This is a genomic window from Pandoraea sp. NE5, assembly GCF_024363545.1.
Classification (GTDB): Bacteria; Pseudomonadota; Gammaproteobacteria; order Burkholderiales; family Burkholderiaceae; genus Pandoraea; species Pandoraea cepalis.
In genome coordinates this window covers 2369909-2388460 of record NZ_AP025517.1, presented here as the reverse complement: position 1 = coordinate 2388460, position 18552 = coordinate 2369909, and the positions used below count along the sequence as shown (strand labels likewise).

16 protein-coding genes, 1 tRNA gene and 1 pseudogene are annotated in these 18552 nt (G+C 63.9%); 15 read left to right on the top strand and 3 right to left on the bottom strand.

Going from position 1 to position 18552, the window contains the following annotated elements; translation table 11 throughout:
• Window positions 1–46 precede the first annotated feature (46 nt).
• Entirely contained in the window at window positions 47–1081 is a 1035-nt protein-coding gene (zapE, locus tag PanNE5_RS10940) for a cell division protein ZapE (RefSeq protein WP_261939749.1), read from the top strand.
• A gap of 3 nt (window positions 1082–1084) precedes the next feature.
• Here the strand turns inward: zapE and PanNE5_RS10935 are convergent, their stop codons facing one another.
• Complete coding sequence (locus PanNE5_RS10935) at window positions 1085–1978, bottom strand: LysR family transcriptional regulator (protein ID WP_261939748.1); 894 nt, start codon at window positions 1976–1978, stop codon at window positions 1085–1087.
• Window positions 1979–2084: 106 nt separating this feature from the next.
• Here PanNE5_RS10935 and PanNE5_RS10930 point away from each other — a divergent pair, with 106 nt between their 5' ends.
• The 3 genes from PanNE5_RS10930 to PanNE5_RS10920 all read left to right on the top strand — a co-directional run bounded on the left by PanNE5_RS10930 (window position 2085) and on the right by PanNE5_RS10920 (window position 5709).
• Complete coding sequence (locus PanNE5_RS10930) at window positions 2085–2861, top strand: NAD(P)H-dependent oxidoreductase (RefSeq protein WP_261939747.1); 777 nt, start codon at window positions 2085–2087, stop codon at window positions 2859–2861.
• 380 nt (window positions 2862–3241) lie between these two features.
• Window positions 3242–3433 carry a hypothetical protein gene (locus PanNE5_RS10925; protein ID WP_017234820.1) on the top strand — a complete coding sequence of 64 codons (192 nt, stop codon included), beginning with the start codon at window positions 3242–3244 and terminating at the stop codon, window positions 3431–3433.
• A gap of 446 nt (window positions 3434–3879) precedes the next feature.
• The gene (locus PanNE5_RS10920; protein WP_261939746.1) at window positions 3880–5709 is read left to right on the top strand and encodes an EAL domain-containing protein; all 1830 of its coding nucleotides are present in this window, start codon (window positions 3880–3882) and stop codon (window positions 5707–5709) included.
• Between the two features lie 99 nt (window positions 5710–5808).
• On the opposite strand, the gene PanNE5_RS10915 is transcribed toward PanNE5_RS10920, so the two are convergent.
• The gene (locus PanNE5_RS10915; protein WP_017234818.1) at window positions 5809–6597 is read right to left on the bottom strand and encodes a deaminated glutathione amidase; all 789 of its coding nucleotides are present in this window, start codon (window positions 6595–6597) and stop codon (window positions 5809–5811) included.
• Window positions 6598–7034: 437 nt separating this feature from the next.
• Here PanNE5_RS10915 and PanNE5_RS10910 point away from each other — a divergent pair, with 437 nt between their 5' ends.
• The 11 genes and pseudogenes from PanNE5_RS10910 to trmB all read left to right on the top strand — a co-directional run bounded on the left by PanNE5_RS10910 (window position 7035) and on the right by trmB (window position 17608).
• Window positions 7035–7595, top strand: a complete 561-nt coding sequence (locus tag PanNE5_RS10910; protein ID WP_017234817.1) for a hypothetical protein — start codon at window positions 7035–7037, stop codon at window positions 7593–7595.
• Window positions 7596–7624: 29 nt separating this feature from the next.
• Window positions 7625–8212: a hypothetical protein gene (locus tag PanNE5_RS10905; protein ID WP_261939745.1), complete on the top strand. Its 588-nt coding sequence runs from the start codon at window positions 7625–7627 to the stop codon at window positions 8210–8212.
• A 91-nt stretch (window positions 8213–8303) separates the two neighbouring features.
• A pseudogene (locus PanNE5_RS10900) lies at window positions 8304–8649 on the top strand (transposase); the annotation flags it as partial.
• 103 nt (window positions 8650–8752) lie between these two features.
• Window positions 8753–9460 (top strand): VIT family protein, encoded by a 708-nt coding sequence (locus PanNE5_RS10895; protein WP_261939744.1) that lies wholly within the window; start codon window positions 8753–8755, stop codon window positions 9458–9460.
• A gap of 486 nt (window positions 9461–9946) precedes the next feature.
• Window positions 9947–10020: transfer RNA gene (locus PanNE5_RS10890), tRNA-Gly, on the top strand.
• Between the two features lie 136 nt (window positions 10021–10156).
• Entirely contained in the window at window positions 10157–11113 is a 957-nt protein-coding gene (locus PanNE5_RS10885; protein WP_261939743.1) for an endo alpha-1,4 polygalactosaminidase, read from the top strand.
• Between the two features lie 73 nt (window positions 11114–11186).
• Window positions 11187–11984, top strand: coding sequence for a DUF3348 domain-containing protein (locus PanNE5_RS10880; RefSeq protein ID WP_261939742.1), 798 nt, complete (start codon window positions 11187–11189; stop codon window positions 11982–11984).
• Complete coding sequence (locus PanNE5_RS10875) at window positions 11965–14991, top strand: DUF802 domain-containing protein (RefSeq protein WP_261939741.1); 3027 nt, start codon at window positions 11965–11967, stop codon at window positions 14989–14991. Before PanNE5_RS10880 ends, PanNE5_RS10875 begins: the two co-directional genes overlap by 20 nt.
• Complete coding sequence (locus PanNE5_RS10870) at window positions 14988–15656, top strand: OmpA family protein (protein ID WP_261939740.1); 669 nt, start codon at window positions 14988–14990, stop codon at window positions 15654–15656. Before PanNE5_RS10875 ends, PanNE5_RS10870 begins: the two co-directional genes overlap by 4 nt.
• On the top strand, window positions 15649–16521 hold the full coding sequence (locus PanNE5_RS10865; RefSeq protein ID WP_261939739.1) for a DUF2894 domain-containing protein: 873 nt from the start codon (window positions 15649–15651) through the stop codon (window positions 16519–16521). The genes PanNE5_RS10870 and PanNE5_RS10865 overlap by 8 nt, the downstream gene beginning before the upstream one ends.
• A gap of 286 nt (window positions 16522–16807) precedes the next feature.
• Complete coding sequence (gene trmB / locus PanNE5_RS10860; protein ID WP_261939738.1) at window positions 16808–17608, top strand: tRNA (guanosine(46)-N7)-methyltransferase TrmB; 801 nt, start codon at window positions 16808–16810, stop codon at window positions 17606–17608.
• A 48-nt stretch (window positions 17609–17656) separates the two neighbouring features.
• On the opposite strand, the gene PanNE5_RS10855 is transcribed toward trmB, so the two are convergent.
• A complete protein-coding gene (locus tag PanNE5_RS10855) occupies window positions 17657–18499 on the bottom strand; it encodes an undecaprenyl-diphosphate phosphatase (RefSeq protein WP_017232116.1) in 843 nt (280 codons plus the stop codon).
• Window positions 18500–18552: the final 53 nt, after the last annotated feature.

Below are 18552 nucleotides of genomic sequence, written 5' to 3'. Positions count from 1 at the left end.
TGGCCGGCCGGGTACGCCGGCTGCTGCTATCCGGAGTCTGCTTTACATGATCGACATTGAGCGCGTGACGCGGGCGCTGGCTGAGCGCCACGTCCGTCCCGACCTTCGTCAACGCGACGCCCTCGCCGCTCTCACCGCGCTGCTGGCGACCGCCAGGCCGGCCTTCGACGGCGTGTACTGCTACGGACTTCCCGGGCGCGGCAAGAGCCTCGTTGTGGACGCCGCCTTCGCCGTCGCCGAGTGCGAGAAGCGGCGCGTGCACTTTCACGAATTCCTGCGCGACATCCATCGGCAACTCGTGCGCGAGCCGGCATGCGACGACCGACTCTCGGCGGTGGCGAATCGCTGGCTCCACGGCGTTGCGTTACTGTGTTTCGACGAATTTCACGTCCACGACATTGCCGATGCTTTCCTGATCGGGCGATTTCTCGACATCGCGCTGGCGCGGGGTGTGCGGCTGGTGCTGACGTCGAACTATGCGCCGCAGCAGTTGTTGCCGGACCCCGAGTTTCACGAGCGTTTCGAACCGACCATCGCCGTGATTCTGCAACGCTTCGCGGTCGTGCATTTCGACGGCGCCACCGACTACCGCATGGGCGGCGAAGCGGCACAGCTACCACGCTGGATCGCGCCCCCCGACGACGCCCGCGAGTTCTTGCCGCTGCGTTATGCCGAATTGGAGGGGCGACCCGCGTCAAATCCGTCGACGGTGACGATCGCCGGCCGTGCACTGCCGGCACAAAGCGCAGGCGCGCGCGTGCTATGGGCCAATTTCGACGACCTTTGCGTCGCACATCGCTCGCATCTGGATTACCTCGCGCTCGCCGAGCGCTGGCCCTCCTTGATCGTGGGCGATCTGCACGTCGAACGGCTCCAGCGCCCCGACACGCTGCAACGATTCCTGTGGCTGATCGACATTTGTTATGACCGCCAACGCACGTTGCTGATCGCGTCCGACATGCCGCTCATTCCCGCGCTCGATGCGCTGCGCGACTGGCGCGATCTGTCGCGCACGATCAGTCGACTGGCCGAGATGGGATCGCGCGACTACGAGCGCCGCACGCTCGTTCGCCCGAGCTGAGCGTCACACGACGCTCGCGATGCATTCCCGCAGCCATTGATGCGACGGATCGCGATGCACACGCTCGTGCCAGTACATCGAGATCTCGAAGCCCGGCACGTCGACGGGCGGCGTCGTCACCTGCAACGCCGGATCGTCGCGAACGAGGCGTTCGGGGGCCATCGCCACCAGATCCGTGCTGGCGAGCGCGGACCGCAGGAAGAGAAAATGCGGCACGGACAGGACGACGCGCCGCGATGCCCCTAGCCCCGCGAGGGCATCGTCAGTGCTCGCATGAAAGCCGCCTCCGTCCTGCGACACAATGACGTGCTCCAGCTCGCAGAACTGCTTGAGCGTGGGCCGTCGTTTGAGCTTCGGATGCCCGCGCCGTCCCACCAGAACATAGCGCTCCGCGAACAGGGCCTTGCGACGCAAGCCCTGTGGTGCGCCATCCGTTGTGTGAAACGCGATATCGACGATACCCTGCTCCGCCTGCCGGGCAACGCGCGACGGCGACAGATCGAACACCGCCAGCCGCGTGCGTGGCGCCGCCGCTCGCAGGCGCTGAAGCACTGGCAGTACCAGGGTCGACTCCGTGTAATCGGTGGCGGCGATACGCCAGGTCAAGTCGGCGTTGGCCGGATCGAAAGCCGCAGCGGGTGAGACGGCACGTGACAGCGATTCAAGCGCATCGCGCAACGGCCCGCGCAGCGCCTCTGCGCGCGCGGTGGGGCGCATGCCGCGCGGCCCCGGCAGCAAAAGTGGATCGCCGAGCAAATCGCGCAACTTCGCAAGATGCACACTGACCGCCGGCTGAGACATATACAGCCGCTCGGCGGCACGCGTCACGTTTTGTTCGGTAAGCAGGACATCGAGCGTGACCAGCAGATTCAAATCGATTCGTCGCAAATTATTCATGGTTATACCTGGCATATCAGGAATTCATTTCCAATATACCTTGCGTGCGCCTAACCTGCCTGTGTTCCCTGAGTCGAATGAACCCAATCGCAACGGAGTTTGAAAAATGAATGTATTGATCGTTTATGCCCACCCGCAACCGCGCTCGCTCAACGGCGCATTACGCGACTTTGCTGTGCAGCGACTCGAAGCGGCCGGGCACCACGTGCAAGTCTCGGATTTGTATGCAATGCAGTGGAAGAGCACCATCGACGAGGACGACGCGCCGCAACGCAATGCGCGCGAGCCGTTCCATGCGTCGCTCGACTCGAAGCATGCGTTCGCGAGCGGCACGCAGCGCGCCGACATCGCCCGCGAGCAGGCGAAGCTGCGCTGGGCGGACACGGTGATCCTGCAATTCCCGCTGTGGTGGTTCTCGATGCCCGCGATCATGAAGGGATGGTTTGATCGCGTGTATGCCTACGGCTTCGCGTATGGCGTTGGCGAGCACTCGAATACGCATTGGGGCGACCGCTACGGCGAAGGGTCGATGGCGGGCAAGCGCGCAATGCTCGTGGTGACGACCGGCGGCTGGGACTCGCACTACAGCGATCGCGGCATCAACGGTCCCATTGACGATGTGCTGTTCCCGATTCAGCACGGCATGTTGTTCTACCCGGGGTTCGACGTGTTGCCGCCCTACGTCGCCTTCCGTACGGGACGCATCGACGCCGAGCGCTTTGCACAGATTCAGCGCGAGCTGGGCGAGCGTCTCGATACACTCGCCACGACGGCGCCGATTCCCTATCGGCAGCAGAACCACGGCGCATACGACATTCCGGCGCTCACGCTCAAGGACAACGTCGCCACCGGACAGACGGGGTTTGCCGCGCATATCGGCTGACAGGGGGCGTGTCGTCGGATGCCACAGTCGGCGGGCGTTCGGCGGCACAAAGCATTGCGCGATGCGCGGAACACGCGTATAAGTGACAAAGAGAATCTCAAGTCTGACGCTAGTCCACACCGCGTCAATCTCCTCGATCCTTGCGAGATCCAATCAGTCGATCGAAGCGAATTCGATCACTTCGCGAGAACCGACCTACGTCGTTTGATGGGGTGCACGGTCCAAAAGCGTTGCAGGCATCGACAAACCAACCCAACTCAATAGCCCATCGCTACGCGACCGATCTTGTTCGTGAGCCATGTGCGGGTATCTCAGGCCCGACGCGAAATGTGCGTCGGTCAACGCGGCTCGCAGTTATCTCATCCATGTCAGGAGCACGAATGCTCACGCTGTCGAAGCAGGCCATAGTCGCTGCCATTTATCGCGTCATTCGCAATGACGACCCCCCGTCGGATGCCATCATTAACGCGCTGCTGGCGCGTGAACTGGTCTGCCGAGTGGGCGAGCGTCTCGAATTGACGCCGTATGGCAGATCGTACTGCCGGTCCGCCTACGTCCCCGCCTGGTGCTGATCGAAACGCGGTAACGCGTTAGCGCCTTACCGCGACAATGCGGCCGCTCATCGCCGCGGCCGGCCTCCAGGACTTGCCGCACGTCAGCGTGCCGGCGTGTCGAGGTGTCTGCGCGCTCTGTCGGCACCCTTTGTCGGCACCCTCTCTCCGCGGCCATCAGCGCTCCATGCCCGATGCGCTCTCGCCAATCCATCTCCGTGCGCTATCTATTTGTCGACGATCCCCGCTGGGATCGTCAGGTGAAACCACGGTAGCATGGCGGCCGGCCGTGCAGTATGCTCGTCGCTGGACGCGGCCTGCGGATTTCCAACTGCCGGTCGTTAATTCCTTCAAGGCAAACCACAGATCCGCCGACGTTCATGGTCACGCAAGACGACGAGATGCAATCTCCCGGTGTTTCAGCGAACGTCGAAAAGTTCTGGCACCCGCTTCAGGATCCTGCGTCCGTGAGCGAGGGACGAGAGATGTACGGCATGGCCGGGACGCCACAACTCGCGGCGCTCTTCGCCGAGGTGCAACGCCACGCCGCAGCGATCGTCAGCCAGTTCCACGATGGACTTGCATGCCTGCCGGCGTCCCAGCGTATTCTGAATCACCTGACGCCAGCGGAAATGCGGTACGCCAAATCGCGCCAAACCCAGCGACTATGCGCGCTTTCGGCGCCTTCGCTGACGGCTGCCGATCATCGTGCGCAAGCCATCAGGGCCGGGCGTACGCATGCCATTGTCGGGCTCAACTGGGAAGATCTGGTTCGAGCCCGAGGGGTCCTTGGCGAAGCCATCGTCAAATACATCGATACAGCGGCGCATGGCGAGGCGCTATGTCTGCTGAGCCGGCGCATGAACCAGGATCTCGCCTGGCAGGCCGAGGCCTATCAGCGCCTGCAGATCTCCCGTCATGCAGTATTGCAGCGGGTCACGTTGCTGGCGTGGAGAACGGAAAGTTATACCGACCTGATTAGCCAGGTAGTCCAGATTCTGGGTGAACACGACGAGATCGCCGGCTGTGCGGTGGGCCGGCCGGATCGTCAGGGGGTGTTTCGCTTCGAATTGGCGGCTGGCGGCACCATCGAGCGCTATCTCGCCGGGATCGAAAAAACGGCGCCCATCACGGTAGGCAATTCGTCCGGCAGTCAGGGGCCCACGGGGCGTGCCTGGCGCAGTGGCCATGTGGTGCGCTCGCTCAATATTGCGAACGATCCGAAGATGGTGCCGTGGCGGGCCGCGGCCTTGCCGGTCGGTTTTCATTCCTGCATTGCGATTCCCCTGCACCAGCCGGGCGAACCCACGGCCGCCATACTGAACCTGTACAGCCCCTTGCCCGGCGCACTGACCGGCGCCGATCAGATTGCCTTCGTTTCCCTGTTGCAGACGATTCTGGGCTTCGCCATTGCCGGCACCGAGCGCCTGGCCGGCCATACCCGCACCGTGCCTTATACCGTTCGGCAGCGTTGGTCCAAGCTTCTCGGGACTGACGCGCTGAAGATCCACTATCAACCGCTGCTCGATCTCAAAACGGGGCAAGTGACCAAGGTGGAGGCATTGGCCCGCTTGCAGGATGGCGATCGCCTTCTGGCACCTGGCGAATTCTTCCCGGCACTGTCGTCCGAGGACTTCCTGACGCTGTACAAGCGCGGGCTCGAGCAAGCACTGTCGCAGCGCCGCCTCTGGCTGCGGGCGGGTTTCCCGCTGAGCGTCTCCGTGAACTTGCCATCGAGCGCACTTGGCGACATCCGCTATTTCAAAGTCACGGAGCGGGCGCTCAAGAAGAGCGGTGCCGCGCCAAACCAGTTGACGCTGGAAGTGCTGGAAACCGATGCCTTCCCGCTCGGCGTGGACGTATCGCAGGAGCTGGCGAAGTTCAAAGCCTTGGGAATCCAGTTGGCAGAGGACGATCTGGGTTCGGGCTATAGCAGTCTGACGCGCCTGCGCGAAGTGCCGTTCGACCTGGTCAAGATCGACCGGGACATCGTGAGCGCTGTCGGTCGGGATCCCCTGGAGACCCTGCGCTTCACCTATCAGTTGATCCAGTTGGGACACTCGTTGAACAAGGCCGTCGTGGTGGAAGGCATCGAAGACGAGGGCATGCTCGAGGCGGTCGTGATTCTCGGCGCCGATATCGCCCAAGGGTATGCGATTGCGCGCCCGATGCCGGCCGAAGCGTTGACCGAATGGATGGCGTGCGTGCCGAGCGTGCCCGATACACACGCGCCAAGTACGGTGCTGGGCAAGTTGGCGGCGCAGTTGCTGCTCGAAGCGCGCAATCGGTTGATGTAATGGTGGCTTCGTCCGACATGGCCGACATGGCCGACATCGTCACTCGGCTTGCCCGGCACGTCAGCCGTTCTGCCATGCGCTGAGCCGGGCCGACACGCCCTAAAGTTGCGGCGCCGCGAAGCGACGATTCTCGTTGCAAGGCAGCACGCGACGCGCTTCGGCGATGCGGGCCGGATCGAGGTCGACAAGCAGGAATGCGGGCGCTTCCGCCGCGCGCGCGACAATCACGCCCAACGGGTCAACGACCATGCTTGCGCCGATATTGCGGGGCCCGCATTCCCCCGACGCCACCAGATAACACGTGTTCTCCAGCGCACGCGCGGTGCACAGGGTTTCCCAATGCGCCTCCTTGAGCGGCCCCCTCACCCACGCGGCCGGCAACACCAACACGTCCGCGCCATCAAGCGTGAGGCGTCGCGCCAGCTCGGGGAAGCGCACGTCGTAACACGTCATCAGGCCAACCTTGAGGCCGCAGACGTCGACCAGCGGCGGTACCTCGTTACCGGGGACCACGTTCGTCGACTCCTTCACCGAAAACGCATCGTAAAGGTGGATCTTCTTGTACTCGGCGATGATTTCGCCGTCGCGCAGTGCGATCAGGACATTCCACACCTTGCCGTCGGCGGTCGCGGGCACGTGCACCGTCATCATCGTCGTGAGGTTGTTGCCTCGACTTGCTTCGCGCAAGGCGGTCACGAACTCGCCGTCCAACGGTTGCGCGGCGCGGCGCACCAGGTCAGGGTCGGCGATGTCGCGCGCCAGCACGCCCTCGGGGAGTACCAGCAGGTCTGCACCGGCGGCGCGTGCCTTGGCCATCCATTGCAGGCAGGTCTGCGCGTTGATAGACGCATCTGCGGCAACGGCGAATTGTCCAATGGCTGCTTTCATGACTTTCTCTCTCAAGACGGATGCGACTCAGGCCCAATCGGAGGATGGGGCGTGGCTCGGTTGAATTCCAGAGCGTGGAAACGGGGGACGTAGCTCAACTTTGCTTAAGTATGCCAGTTCGACAGTTTGCACCTCGCACGCAAACGGGGCACTCGCTCGGCATCGCCTACGGCGGGCCTGGCGTTGCACGAGTCTAATGCCAAGCCCCCCCCTCAAGCGTCTCGATCGCCCCAGGTGCTATCCATCAGGCACAGGTTGACAGCACACGCTATTGTCGCTTGTTGCATCGTTCGCATATCGATCTGTTTTCATGTGAAATGCCATTGACACCACATTATTCAAGCCAATATTATTTGTTCGCATTACAAATAAATTAAAAACTCGCCACGATGCCACATCAAGGTATTCGGGCGTTCGTCAGTATTTCGGGGAGATTCATGTTCAAGAAGATCGGAGTTGCCGTTGCGGTGATCTTCACCGCAATGTTGTGCGCATGTTCCACTACTGCACCGAACTACAGCGCGTCATTGGATAACGTCGACAAGCTGAAGATCGGCGGCGACTACAAGGCCGCAGTCGGGAAATTCACGCCGGCGCCCGGCTTGAAGACCGAAACCGGTATTTCACTGAGAGCGATGACGATGTCGTCGCCTTATGGCGACTCCTATAGTCAGTATCTCGCCGAAGCGATCAAGCAGGAGCTGTCGTTGGCGGGCAAGCTCTCACCCGATTCGCCTGTTCGCATTACCGGCACCTTGCTGGAGAACGACATCGACGCCGGCCTCGCCACAGGCAAGGGCACCATCCAAGCACGCTTTGTCGTGACGCGTGGCGATCAAACGCGCTACGACCAGGTAAAGTCGGTGGAGACGGAGTGGTCGTCGAACTTCGTTGCGGCCATTGCCATTCCGCGAGCCACCGAGGCCTACCCCAAGCTTGTGCAGAAGCTGCTCACGTCATTGCTCGATGATGATGCGTTTCTGAAAGCACTCCAATAAACAAGCCAAGCTACTGGGGAAGATGAAAGATGAAATTTTTCAAATGGTTGGGCGTCGTATTTGCCGTGACACTGGCGTCGGGTTGCGCTCATCAGGTCAGCATGAGTCCCGACATTGCGGCGATCGATGCACCGGAAGGCGCCACGCGCATTGAAAAGCACGTCGGCTACGTGATCACCGATCAGTCACGTGCACTGATCGTGACGACCCCCGGCGGTGGTGGCGACAAGGTCCGCTACAAGCCGTACGCTGATGCCGAAACCGCCTTCTACAAGGTGCTTTCGAACGTATTCACGAACGTGACACGCCTGAAGTCTGTCGATGTCGCTGTCTCGACGAAGGAAAGCGCGCTCGCCTACGTCATTGTGCCGACGATAACGACGGATTCCTCGTCGGCAAGCTTGGTCACGTGGCCCGCAACGGATTTCACGGTGAATCTGAAGTGCGAAATTCGCAACCTGGATGGCACGATTTTCGCCACGCGGACCGTGACCGGCACCGGCCATGCAGACTTCAGCGAATTCAAGAGCGACTTTTCGCTCTCCGGTCGTCGAGCTGCCGCAGACGCGATGCTCAAGCTACAGGACACCCTGCTGAAAATGCCGGAACTGCGCTAAATCGCTGGCGGGTCGTGGTGGTCGATTGTAGCGGTCTAATCGCCTCCGGACACCCATTTAGGCGAGAATACTCGCCATGGAGAGGTGTCTGATAAGCAAGCAACGTCGTACGTTTCCCCCTGAGTTCAAGCACAGTGCTGCGTCTCTAGTCCTCGACCAGCACTATAGTCACGTCAATGCCAGCCGGTCGGTCGGCGGCGCGGAGTCGGTTCTGCGCCGCCGGGTTCAACAACTGCACCAGGAACGCCGAGGCATCACGCCGCGCAGTAGATATCTGCTGGCCATGATGAAAGCAACCTGGCAACCACGCATACATGCGCGCTACGCTGGAGCGCATCGACATTCCGAACGTATTAAATTGCGAGTTCAATGTGGTGGCGTCGAATCAAGTCTGGTGCGGCGACATTACGTATTTATGGGCTCAGGGGCGCTGGCATTGCCGACGACGTCATGCGCGACAGCACACGGGTTCGTAGGATTCCCGAGGCGTCGCGCCTGAACGGATTGCCCAAAGCTACTTCACATGGATCGGAATCTTCAATGACAAAGTTTCACCATCGTGCCCATCCTGAAAGACACCGCACTGAACATATCGGCTGGCTGCGCGCCGCCGTCCTTGGGGCCAATGACGGCATCATTTCCACGGCCAGTCTGGTCGCCGGTGTGGCCGCGGCCCATGCAAGCCACGCCAGCATCCTGACCACGGCCGTGGCGGGATTGGTGGCAGGCGCCATGTCCATGGCTGCCGGCGAGTTCGTATCGGTCTATTCACAGGCCGACACAGAAACGGCGGATTTGATGCGGGAGCGTGAGGAACTGAGGCACAGCCCGGAGGCAGAGCATCGGGAACTGACGGCCATCTACGTGCGGCGTGGCCTGGATCAGCAGCTCGCGGATCAAGTCGCCACGCAGTTGATGGCGCACGATGCGCTGGGCGCGCATGCGCGCGATGAACTGGGCATCTCGGAAACGTTGAGCGCGCGCCCGCTGCAAGCCGCAATGGCGTCTGCTGGGAGCTTCGCCGTGGGCGCGGCCATGCCGCTAGCCGTGGTTTTGCTGGCGCCGGAGCAGAGCCTGCTCTATTGGATCGTGGCGACGGCGATTATCTTCCTGGCCCTGCTCGGCGCTGCCGCTGCTGCCGTTGGCGGAACTCCTCTCTTCAAAAGTGCGCTGCGCGTGGCTTTCTGGGGCACCTTTGCGATGGCAGTGACAGCGGGCGTGGGGGCCGTGTTCGGGACCACTGTTTGATCTCAGAGCAGCGGCGGCCAGGAATTGGGGGCCGGTGTATCCGTGCGACTTGTCGTGTGGATACATTCCCCATCCTGTCCCGAGGATATCTCGCAAGACCGTGAACGAATCCGTTGACGCGCGTGTTGACTTTCCGATGGCGGACGCGATGGAAGGAAAAAGGCAATTCTCGCCGCTTCGTTTTTTTGAGGGGACGTCAATACGCTTCTCCAACCACTGGCGCCCACATCAGGCGCTTGGGATCAAACCCCCGGCTGAGGCATTTGCATTAGCCGCTTAACCTGTGCAGGTTTCGCTGGGTCATTACATTCATGCTGACCTCATCGGATGCCATAAATTATGGCTCGAAGATGTCTACGAAAGGCCGGTCGGTCCAAAGCGCCAGCGATGGGAATCGATCCCAAGACTCTCCCCCCAGAATCGTACACACTTACGAAACACGCTGATTGCCAAGAACCCCAATCCCCGCGTAAAATAGCGATCTTCGCGGGCGTCGTATAATGGTAATACCCTAGCTTCCCAAGCTAGAGCCGTGGGTTCGATTCCCATCGCCCGCTCCACTGAATTCTTCAGCAGCATTCGTAGCACTCATCGATCAGCCGTCTTGCAGACGGCTTTTTTGCGTCCATCGCATCCATGACGACTCACGCCCGGCAGGTCAATCTACACGGATCCCCACAGCGCGCGCGAGCCCCGATGTCATGGCTGCGCTGCGTTCTGTGCTTTCTCCTCGCGCTCACGGCCCTCGTGTCGTCCGCGCAACCCCACACGCGAGCCCCCGTCGCAGCCCCCCTTCCGACCGGGCGCGATATCGGCATCGGTGCCCCATGGGTCAGCTACTACGGCAACGTCGCCCACCTCGACCTCGCCCGCGTGGCGAAAACCTTCCGGCTCATCGATATCGACGCCGACCCTGATCAAGGCAACGTCACGCCAGCACAAATCGCCACACTCAAGGCCGACGACACGAACCGCGTCATCAGTTATCTCAATCTCGGCGCCTGCGAGCGCTTTCGTTCGTACTGGCAGCACGCCCCCGCCGGCTTCCTCCCCTGCGGCCGCAACCGCCGCGCGCATCTGGGCCGCTATGACGGCTACCGTGATGAGACCTGGATGAACCCGTCCGACCCGGCGTACCGCAAGCTCATCGTGTCGTACGTCGCGCCACGGTTGATTGCGCAGGGCGTCGACGGTTTCTATCTCGACAATCTCGAACTGATCGAGCATGGCGTGCGAACCCGCAACGGCCCCTGCGACGCCGCTTGCCAGCAAGGCGCGCTCGATCTGGTGCGCGAACTTCGCAAAGCTTTCCCCGACAAGATCCTCGTCATGCAGAACGCCACCGGCCCCGCAACGCGTCAAGGCATCACCGGCGGCGTCGCATTCACGTCGCTGCTTGACGGCATTGCGCACGAGGAGGTCTACGCGCCAACGTACGACGCCGCCGTCGAGCGCGAATTGCTGACGTGGTCACGGGAGCACCCCGGCGCGCGAGGTCGCAAGCTCTGGATCGGCACGCTCGACTACGTCGGTGGATGCGGCAACGCGCGCCAGGCGAAAATCGTCTTCGCCCGCAGCCGGACGCATGGCTTCAGCCCGTCCGTGAGCGACGCCAGCGCAGGCCAGAACGTCGTGTGCTACTGGGGCTTCTGAGGCAACGGACGGGCAAAGGGCAAGCGAAGGGCGCGCGCAGTGTAAACTGCTGGGTTTTCGACCCCCCAGTGAAATGGTGCAAGTGCCCCGGCGTCCCGTTATCAGCGCCCCGACACTCATACGCTCGCTGGCCCGTCTGAGCACGTTCGCGCCACCTGAGGCCGCGCCGTCGCTCTCGGACCGCATGAGCCAGTGGCTGGGCTGGACCGACGCCATCGCCCTGTCGTCGGCCCTCAAATCCGCCCCGCCGGCCGCAACGCCCGGCGCGCACGCGGCTGCGCACGATCCGGCCAGCGAACTGGCACGCGTGCGTGCAGACCTCGCCGCCGCCATCGCCCGCGATTGCGGCCTGGCCGCCGCGCCCGGCGGGCAGATCCGCGCCCCGAGCGCCGCCGAGCGTCAACGAGCCGCGTCCTTCGCGGAATTCCCCGCCTATCGTCAGCGCTACGCGACCTCGCAACAGACGATGGATACGGCGATCAGCGCCCTGCGCACCCGCCTGCGCGGCCAGTTGGCACGGCGTGCGCCGCACGCCGCCCGACTCGCCAGCGTCGACGCCGTCATGGAACGTGTGATGGCCGCCCGTGAGCGCACACTTCTCGCCGGTGTACCGAATCTGCTCGAAGGGCACTTCGTGCGACTGCGCGATACGGAACAAGCCGCCATGGCCGCCCCGCGCGTGCCCGGCGCGCCACCACTCGCGCCCGCCGGCACATGGCTCGACACCTTTCACCGGGACATGCAGAGCATCCTGCTCGCAGAACTGGATATACGCCTCGAACCGATCGAAGGGCTGATCGCCGCCCTCGCCTCGGCGCCCCCCGGCGAAAACGTTAGTGAACCCGGACAACATGACCCGTTACCTCGTTGATCTCGTCGCCTTTGTCGCAGGCCTGGCCGTCGTCGGCTGGATCGCCATCGGCTATGCAGGCACCAACCCGCTCGCGCTGGCCGTCGCCCTGCTCATCGCCGCCGTCTATCTCTTCGGCGCCCTCGAACTCAAACGCTTCCATCAAGCCACGGACGCTCTCGCCAACGCCGTCTCCGGCCTGAATTCACCCCCCGCGTCGCTGCCGTCGTGGCTCGACACGCTGCCGGCCGGCCTGCGCACCGCCGTGCGTCTGCGCGTCGAAGGGGAACGCGTCGGCCTGCCCGGCCCCGCCCTCACGCCCTATCTGGTCGGCTTGCTCGTGCTGCTCGGTATGCTCGGCACCTTCCTCGGCATGGCCGCCACCTTGCGCGGCACCGGTCTCGCGCTCGAAGGCGCCACCGATCTCGAAGCCATCCGCGCCTCGCTCGCATCGCCCGTCCGAGGCCTCGGCTTTGCGTTCGGTACGTCGGTGGCCGGGGTCGCCACGTCGGCGATGCTCGGCCTGCTCGCCGCGCTCGCCCGCAAGCAACGCGCCCAGGTCGTGCAATCGCTCGACGCGCGCATCGTCACGACGCTGCGCGGCTTCTCGCGACAGCATCAGCGCGACACCACGCTGCAATTGCTTCAACAGCAGGCGACGGTCATGCCCGCCCTCGTCGACCGTCTGCAAGACATGATGGCCGCCATGGAGCGCCAGAGTCAGTCGCTTGGCGAACGGCTCGTCGCGAATCAAGACGCCCTGCACGCCAAGACCGACGCCTCGTACGCGCAACTCACCAACGCCATGCAGCAGTACCTGAAGGACAGCGTGGCAACGACGGCCAACGCGGCCAGTGCCGCCATCCGCCCCGAGGTCGAGGCGACGATGGCCAGCCTCGCGCGCGAGTCGGCCTCGTGGCACCAGACCGTGTCCACCGCCATGCAGGATCGAATGGACGGTCTGTCGGATCGCTTCGAGGCCACCACCGCCCGCGTGGCAAATGTCTGGACGGATTCGCTCGACGCTCAGTTGCGCACCAACGCATCGCTTGCCACCGATCTGCGCGCCGCGCTGGGCGAATTCACGCAAACCTTCGAGACGCGCTCATCCCGACTGGTCGACGACGTCGCCGCCCGGCTCGAAACCGTGACCGGACACGTCAGCGCCGCGCATGCGGGTGTCGCGCAAACGTGGGAGACGTCGCTCGCCGCGCAGCAGCGCACCAACGATGCCCTCGCCAAGGAACTCGGCAGCGCACTGGCCCAGTTCGCACAAACCTTCGAGGCCCGTTCGGCCAAACTCGTCGACGAAGTCGCCACGCGTCTCGAAACCACAGCCGGGCAAGTGAGCGCCTCGCACGCCGGCGTTGCGCAAACGTGGGAAACCTCGCTCGCGGCACAGCATCAGACCAACGATGCGCTCGCCAGGGATCTCGGCGCTACGCTTGCGCAATTCGCCCAGACCTTCGAGACCCGCTCCACCGACCTGCTGGCCAATGTCGCCTCGCGTCTCGACAATGCGACCGGCAGCATCGCCACGGCGCAGACGACCGTCGCCCAGGCATGGGAGCAAGCCCTCGCCCAGCAGCAGCGTTCGCACAACGCCCTGACGCAAGACCTCGGCACTGCGCTGGAAAGCTTCGCCCAGACGTTCGAAGCCCGCTCCACGGCCTTGCTCGGCGACGTGGCCGCCAAGCTCGACGCCGCCAGCGGAAACGTCAGCGGCGCGCACGAGCGCGTCGCCCAGGCGTGGGATCAATCGATCGCGCTGCAACAGCAAGCCAACGCCGCCCTGAATACCGAACTCGGCGCCGCACTCGCGCGCTTCACCGACACCTTCGAGCAACGCTCGGCGCACCTGATCGATGGCGTGAGCCTGCGCACGGAAGGCGCGATGCACAGCGTGTCGGAGACGGCCAGCGTCGTGTCCGGCGAGTGGAAGCAAGCCCTCACCGCGCAACAGTCCGCCAATGACGCACTCGCCCGCGATCTGGCAAGCGCGCTTGCCCGCTTTGCGGACACCTTCGAGGCACGCGCGTCGCAATTGCTGCAAAGCGTCTCGGCGCAGATGGATGCAACGTCGACCCACGTCGCGCAAACGTGGCGCGACGCGATCGCGGAGCACGCGCGCACGAGCGAACGGCTGGCCGACGGCAACCAGCAACTCGTGGCCGCGACGACCAGCGTCTTCACGGACCACAGCGCGTCATTGCTGCAAGCGCTTCAGGAAGCCAACGCGGCCCATCACGACGCCACGGCCGAGCGCGAAACGCAACGCCTGTCGGCGTGGACGCAAACGCTCGAAGGCACGCTCGCCACGCTGCGCTCGGAATGGCAGCAGGTCGGTGAGCACAGCGCCAGCCAGCAACAGGCCATCTGCGACACGCTCGCGCGCACCGCGCTGGAGATGTCCGAACAGACGCGCGCCCACGCCAGCGACACGCTCGCCGAAATTTCGCGTCTGGTGCAGACCGCGTCCGAGGCGCCGAAGGCCGCCGCCGAGATCATTGGCGAGCTGCGCCAGAAACTCTCGGACAGCATGGTGCGCGACAATGCCATGCTCGAAGAGCGCTCGCGTCTGCTCGACACGCTGGGCACGCTTCTCGACACCGTCAAGCACGCGGGCAACGAGCAACGCGCCGCGGTCGACGACCTGGTGACGACGTCCGCACAACTGCTCGAACGTGCCGGCACGCATCTGGGCGACGCCATCGCCGCGCAAACGGAGAAGCTCACCGCCGCGTCGGCGCAGGTCACCGGCAGCGCGGTGGAAATCGCGAGCCTGGGCGACGCTTTCGGCGCCGCCGTGCAATCGTTCGGCGAATCGAACGCGCAACTGCTCGACCATCTGCAACGCATCGAAGCCGCGCTCGACAAGTCGATGGCGCGCAGCGACGAACAACTCGGCTACTACGTTGCGCAGGCACGCGAAGTCGTGGAGCTGAGCGTGATGTCGCAAAAGCAGATCCTCGAAAACCTTCAGGAACTGGCGCAAACGCGCTCACAACCGGGTAGCGCGGCAGCATGAGAGACGATTTCGACGCGGACATCGGGGACAGCGGCGAGGTCGGTGCGGCAGCGCCGACATGGGCCGTCTTCGGCGACCTGATGTCGGTGATGCTCGGCGCGTTCGTGCTCATCATGCTCGGTGTGATCGGCGTGCAAATTGAACTCTCCGCCAAGCTCGATCGTGAAGTGAAGGAGCGCCGGGCCGAAACACAACGCCGCGAGACGCTCGAGAAAGCGCTGGCCGGCCCCCTCGCAGGCGGGCGCGTCACACTGGTGAACGGTCGTATCGGCATCAGCGGCAATGTGCTTTTCGCGCTGAACTCGGACCAGTTGCAACCGCAGGGGCGTGAAGTGCTGCGTAGCCTGGCCACCCCGCTGTCCGCCTATCTCCGTGCGAGCGATGAGATTCTCATGGTCAGCGGCTTCACCGACGATCAACAGGTGCGCGAAACGAACCGGCGATTTGCCGATAACTGGGAGTTGTCGGCCCAGCGTGCGCTCACCGTGACGCGCGAATTGATCGCTGCGGGCGTGCCGCCGTCGTCGGTCTTCTCCGCGGCGTTTGGTTCGGAACAGCCCGTTACGTCGAACCGCGACGAGGCCGGTCGCGCGAAGAACCGCCGCGTGGAAATCGCGCCGATGCCACGCAGCAGCGCCAGCAACGCGGGCAAGCCCCATGCGTGACGCGATGCCCGCCGAGGCTGGCGCCGCGCAGGCGCACGAGGCAACGGACACGTTGTCCGAGCAACTCGCCGCATGGCGGGCGCACGGGGCCGACAAACGCGACCCGGTGCGCTTTCATCGCATCGAAGCGTTGGCGCTGCGCAGCCGTGCCTTTCGTGGCGACGTGCGACGCGTGCTCGACGAACGTTTGACGGCACTCGTCGACGCGTTTACGCAGTCGCTTGGCGCGGCCGGCGCCGAATCTGACGCATCTGACGCATCACCCGCATCGCCCGCATCCGCCGATGCGGCCGCCCCGACGACACAATGTCTCGCCTCACCGCTTGCGGAATTGACGGCGAGCATTGCGCAACGCGTGGCCCCCACCCGTGAACGGTCCGCGCCGCCGACGACGTCTCACACCGTTAAAGCCGCAACGCCGCCAGGCCAGACGCTGCGCGATGGCTCCAGCACCAGCACCACCGATACCGTTCAGCCGGTCAGCGGGACCACCGCACTGCCGAAACGCCCCGTCGCGCCGCCCGCCCCCGTGGCGCTTACACCGACGGTCATCGCCACTGAAGATGCCTTCGACGACCTCGACGTCCTCGAATATTTCCGCGAGACGTGGTCGAAAGTGAGCACCGACGGCAATCTGCGTCAGTCGCTTGCCCAGGTGCCGGAGAACGCCGGACCGCTCAACTCCAGTCATCTGGTGCACCGCGCACTGTCGCTGATGCACGACATCTCGCCCGACTATCTGCGGCACTTCCTGCGCCACGCCGACGCGCTCTCCTGGCTCGAAGATATGGAGACCACCGGCGTGCTTGGCAACAAGCCGGCGGCTCGCGTGGCGGCCAAGCCGTCGCGCACGAAGACGCGCTAACGCCTGCGCGGACATAGCCCGCGTCGGTTGCCCTCGCAGGCACAGATTCCGGGCCCTCGTGCCATGCGTCTACGCTCATTGCGGGCCGCTTGCCTGGCTTGTGCACGACGTCAACTTGCCAGTGAAGGACGTTCCGGGAGATAATCGGGCCCGTTCCCGCCGCCATGGCACGGGAAAAACTTTCGAAAAATCATCGTGTTGGGTGCCGACTCAGGCCGCAATGCCGGATGTGCCGCCCGCCGCAGCATTCCTCGACAAGCCGTCGCCCAGACGGCTTTTTGTTTCCATGACGAACCACGGACAACCGCCGGCTGACGACGCGCCACCGGCCCACGACGACGACGCCGACTTGGGCGCGTCGCAATCCAATGCCACGGGCAACGACGCCACGCACGTCGATCCGAACGACGTGGCGCACCCGCGCCGCATTCGCAGCTTCGTGCGTCGCGCAGGGCGCAGCTCGGAGGCGCAAAAGCGCGCGTTCGACGTCCTCGGCCCGCAGTTCCTGCTGCCCTACGCGCCTGAGCCGCTCGACTGGCCCGCCGCCTTCGCGCGCGCCGATGCGCCTCGCATTCTCGAGATCGGCTTCGGCATGGGAGACGGCACGGCGTACATTGCCAAGCTGCGTCCGGAAGACGATTTCCTTGGCGTCGAGGTGCACGAGCCGGGCGTGGGCGCATTGCTCAAGCGCATCGGCGAAACGCCCTTGTCGAACGTACGCATCATTGCGCACGATGCCGTGGAAGTCGTTCAGCACATGCTGCCCGAAGGCTCGCTGGACGGCGTGCACGTTTTCTTCCCCGATCCGTGGCACAAGAAGCGCCACCACAAGCGCCGCCTGCTGCAGCCGCCGTTCGTGGCGCTGCTCGCGTCGCGCCTGAAGCCAGGCGGCTACCTGCACTGCGCAACGGACTGGCAGGAATATGCCGAGCAGATGCTCGAAGTGCTCGGCGGCGAACCCACGCTTGAAAACACGGCGGCCGACTATGCACCGCGTCCCGACTATCGTCCAGTGACGAAGTTCGAGAATCGCGGCCTGCGCCTCGGTCACGGCGTGTGGGATCTCGTGTTCCGCAAACGCGGCTGAGACGCGTCGCCAGAGACGACAAGGGGCACCACGCGGTGCCCCATTTTTTTAGTCGGCCCAGACCACCCATCCGCTGTAGCCCGTCGCCAGCACCACGAGACCGAACACGATGCGATACCACGCGAACGCCGTGAAGTCGTGCGACGCGATGTAGCGCAGCAGCCAGCGCACACAAATGAAGGCGCTGATGAAGGCGGCAATGAAGCCAATGCCGAACAGGCTGAAGTCGTCGACCGAGAGCGTCGCGCGCGCCTTGTAGAGTTCGTAGACGGTCGCGCCGAACAGGATCGGGATGGCGAGGAAGAACGAGAACTCGGTCGCCACCTTGCGCTCAAGCCCGAACATCATGCCGCCGATGATCGTCGCCCCAGAGCGCGACGTGCCCGGCACGAGCGCGAGACATTGCGCGAGGCCGACTTTCAGGGCGTCGACGACTGACAGGTCGTCCATCGAATTCACGCGCGGGCGCTTGCCCGCTTCGGCGTTGCGACGGTTATGCCGCTCGACCAGCAGGATGACCACGCCACCGACGATAAACGCCGTGGCGACCACGGTGGGGTTGAACAGCGCGGCCTTGATGTGCTTGCCGAGCCACAGGCCGAGCCCGATGGCGGGCAGGCACGCGACGATCACGTTCACCGCGAAGCGGCGCGCCTTGGCATCGCTGCCGAGGCCGGCCACGACCTGTGCGATCTTCTCGCGATACTCCCAGCACACCGCGAGAATGGCGCCGAACTGAATCACGATTTCGAAGACCTTGCCCTTCTCGTCGTTGAAGTCGAGCAGGCTGCCCGCCAGAATCAGGTGCCCGGTCGAGGAGATCGGCAAAAATTCGGTCAGACCTTCCACGACACCGAGAATGAGGGCTTTGAACGCCAGCAACAAGTCCATGCAATGAGTTCCTGAGAAGGTGCGAATTGCGAATAGGGGAATACGGGAAGCGA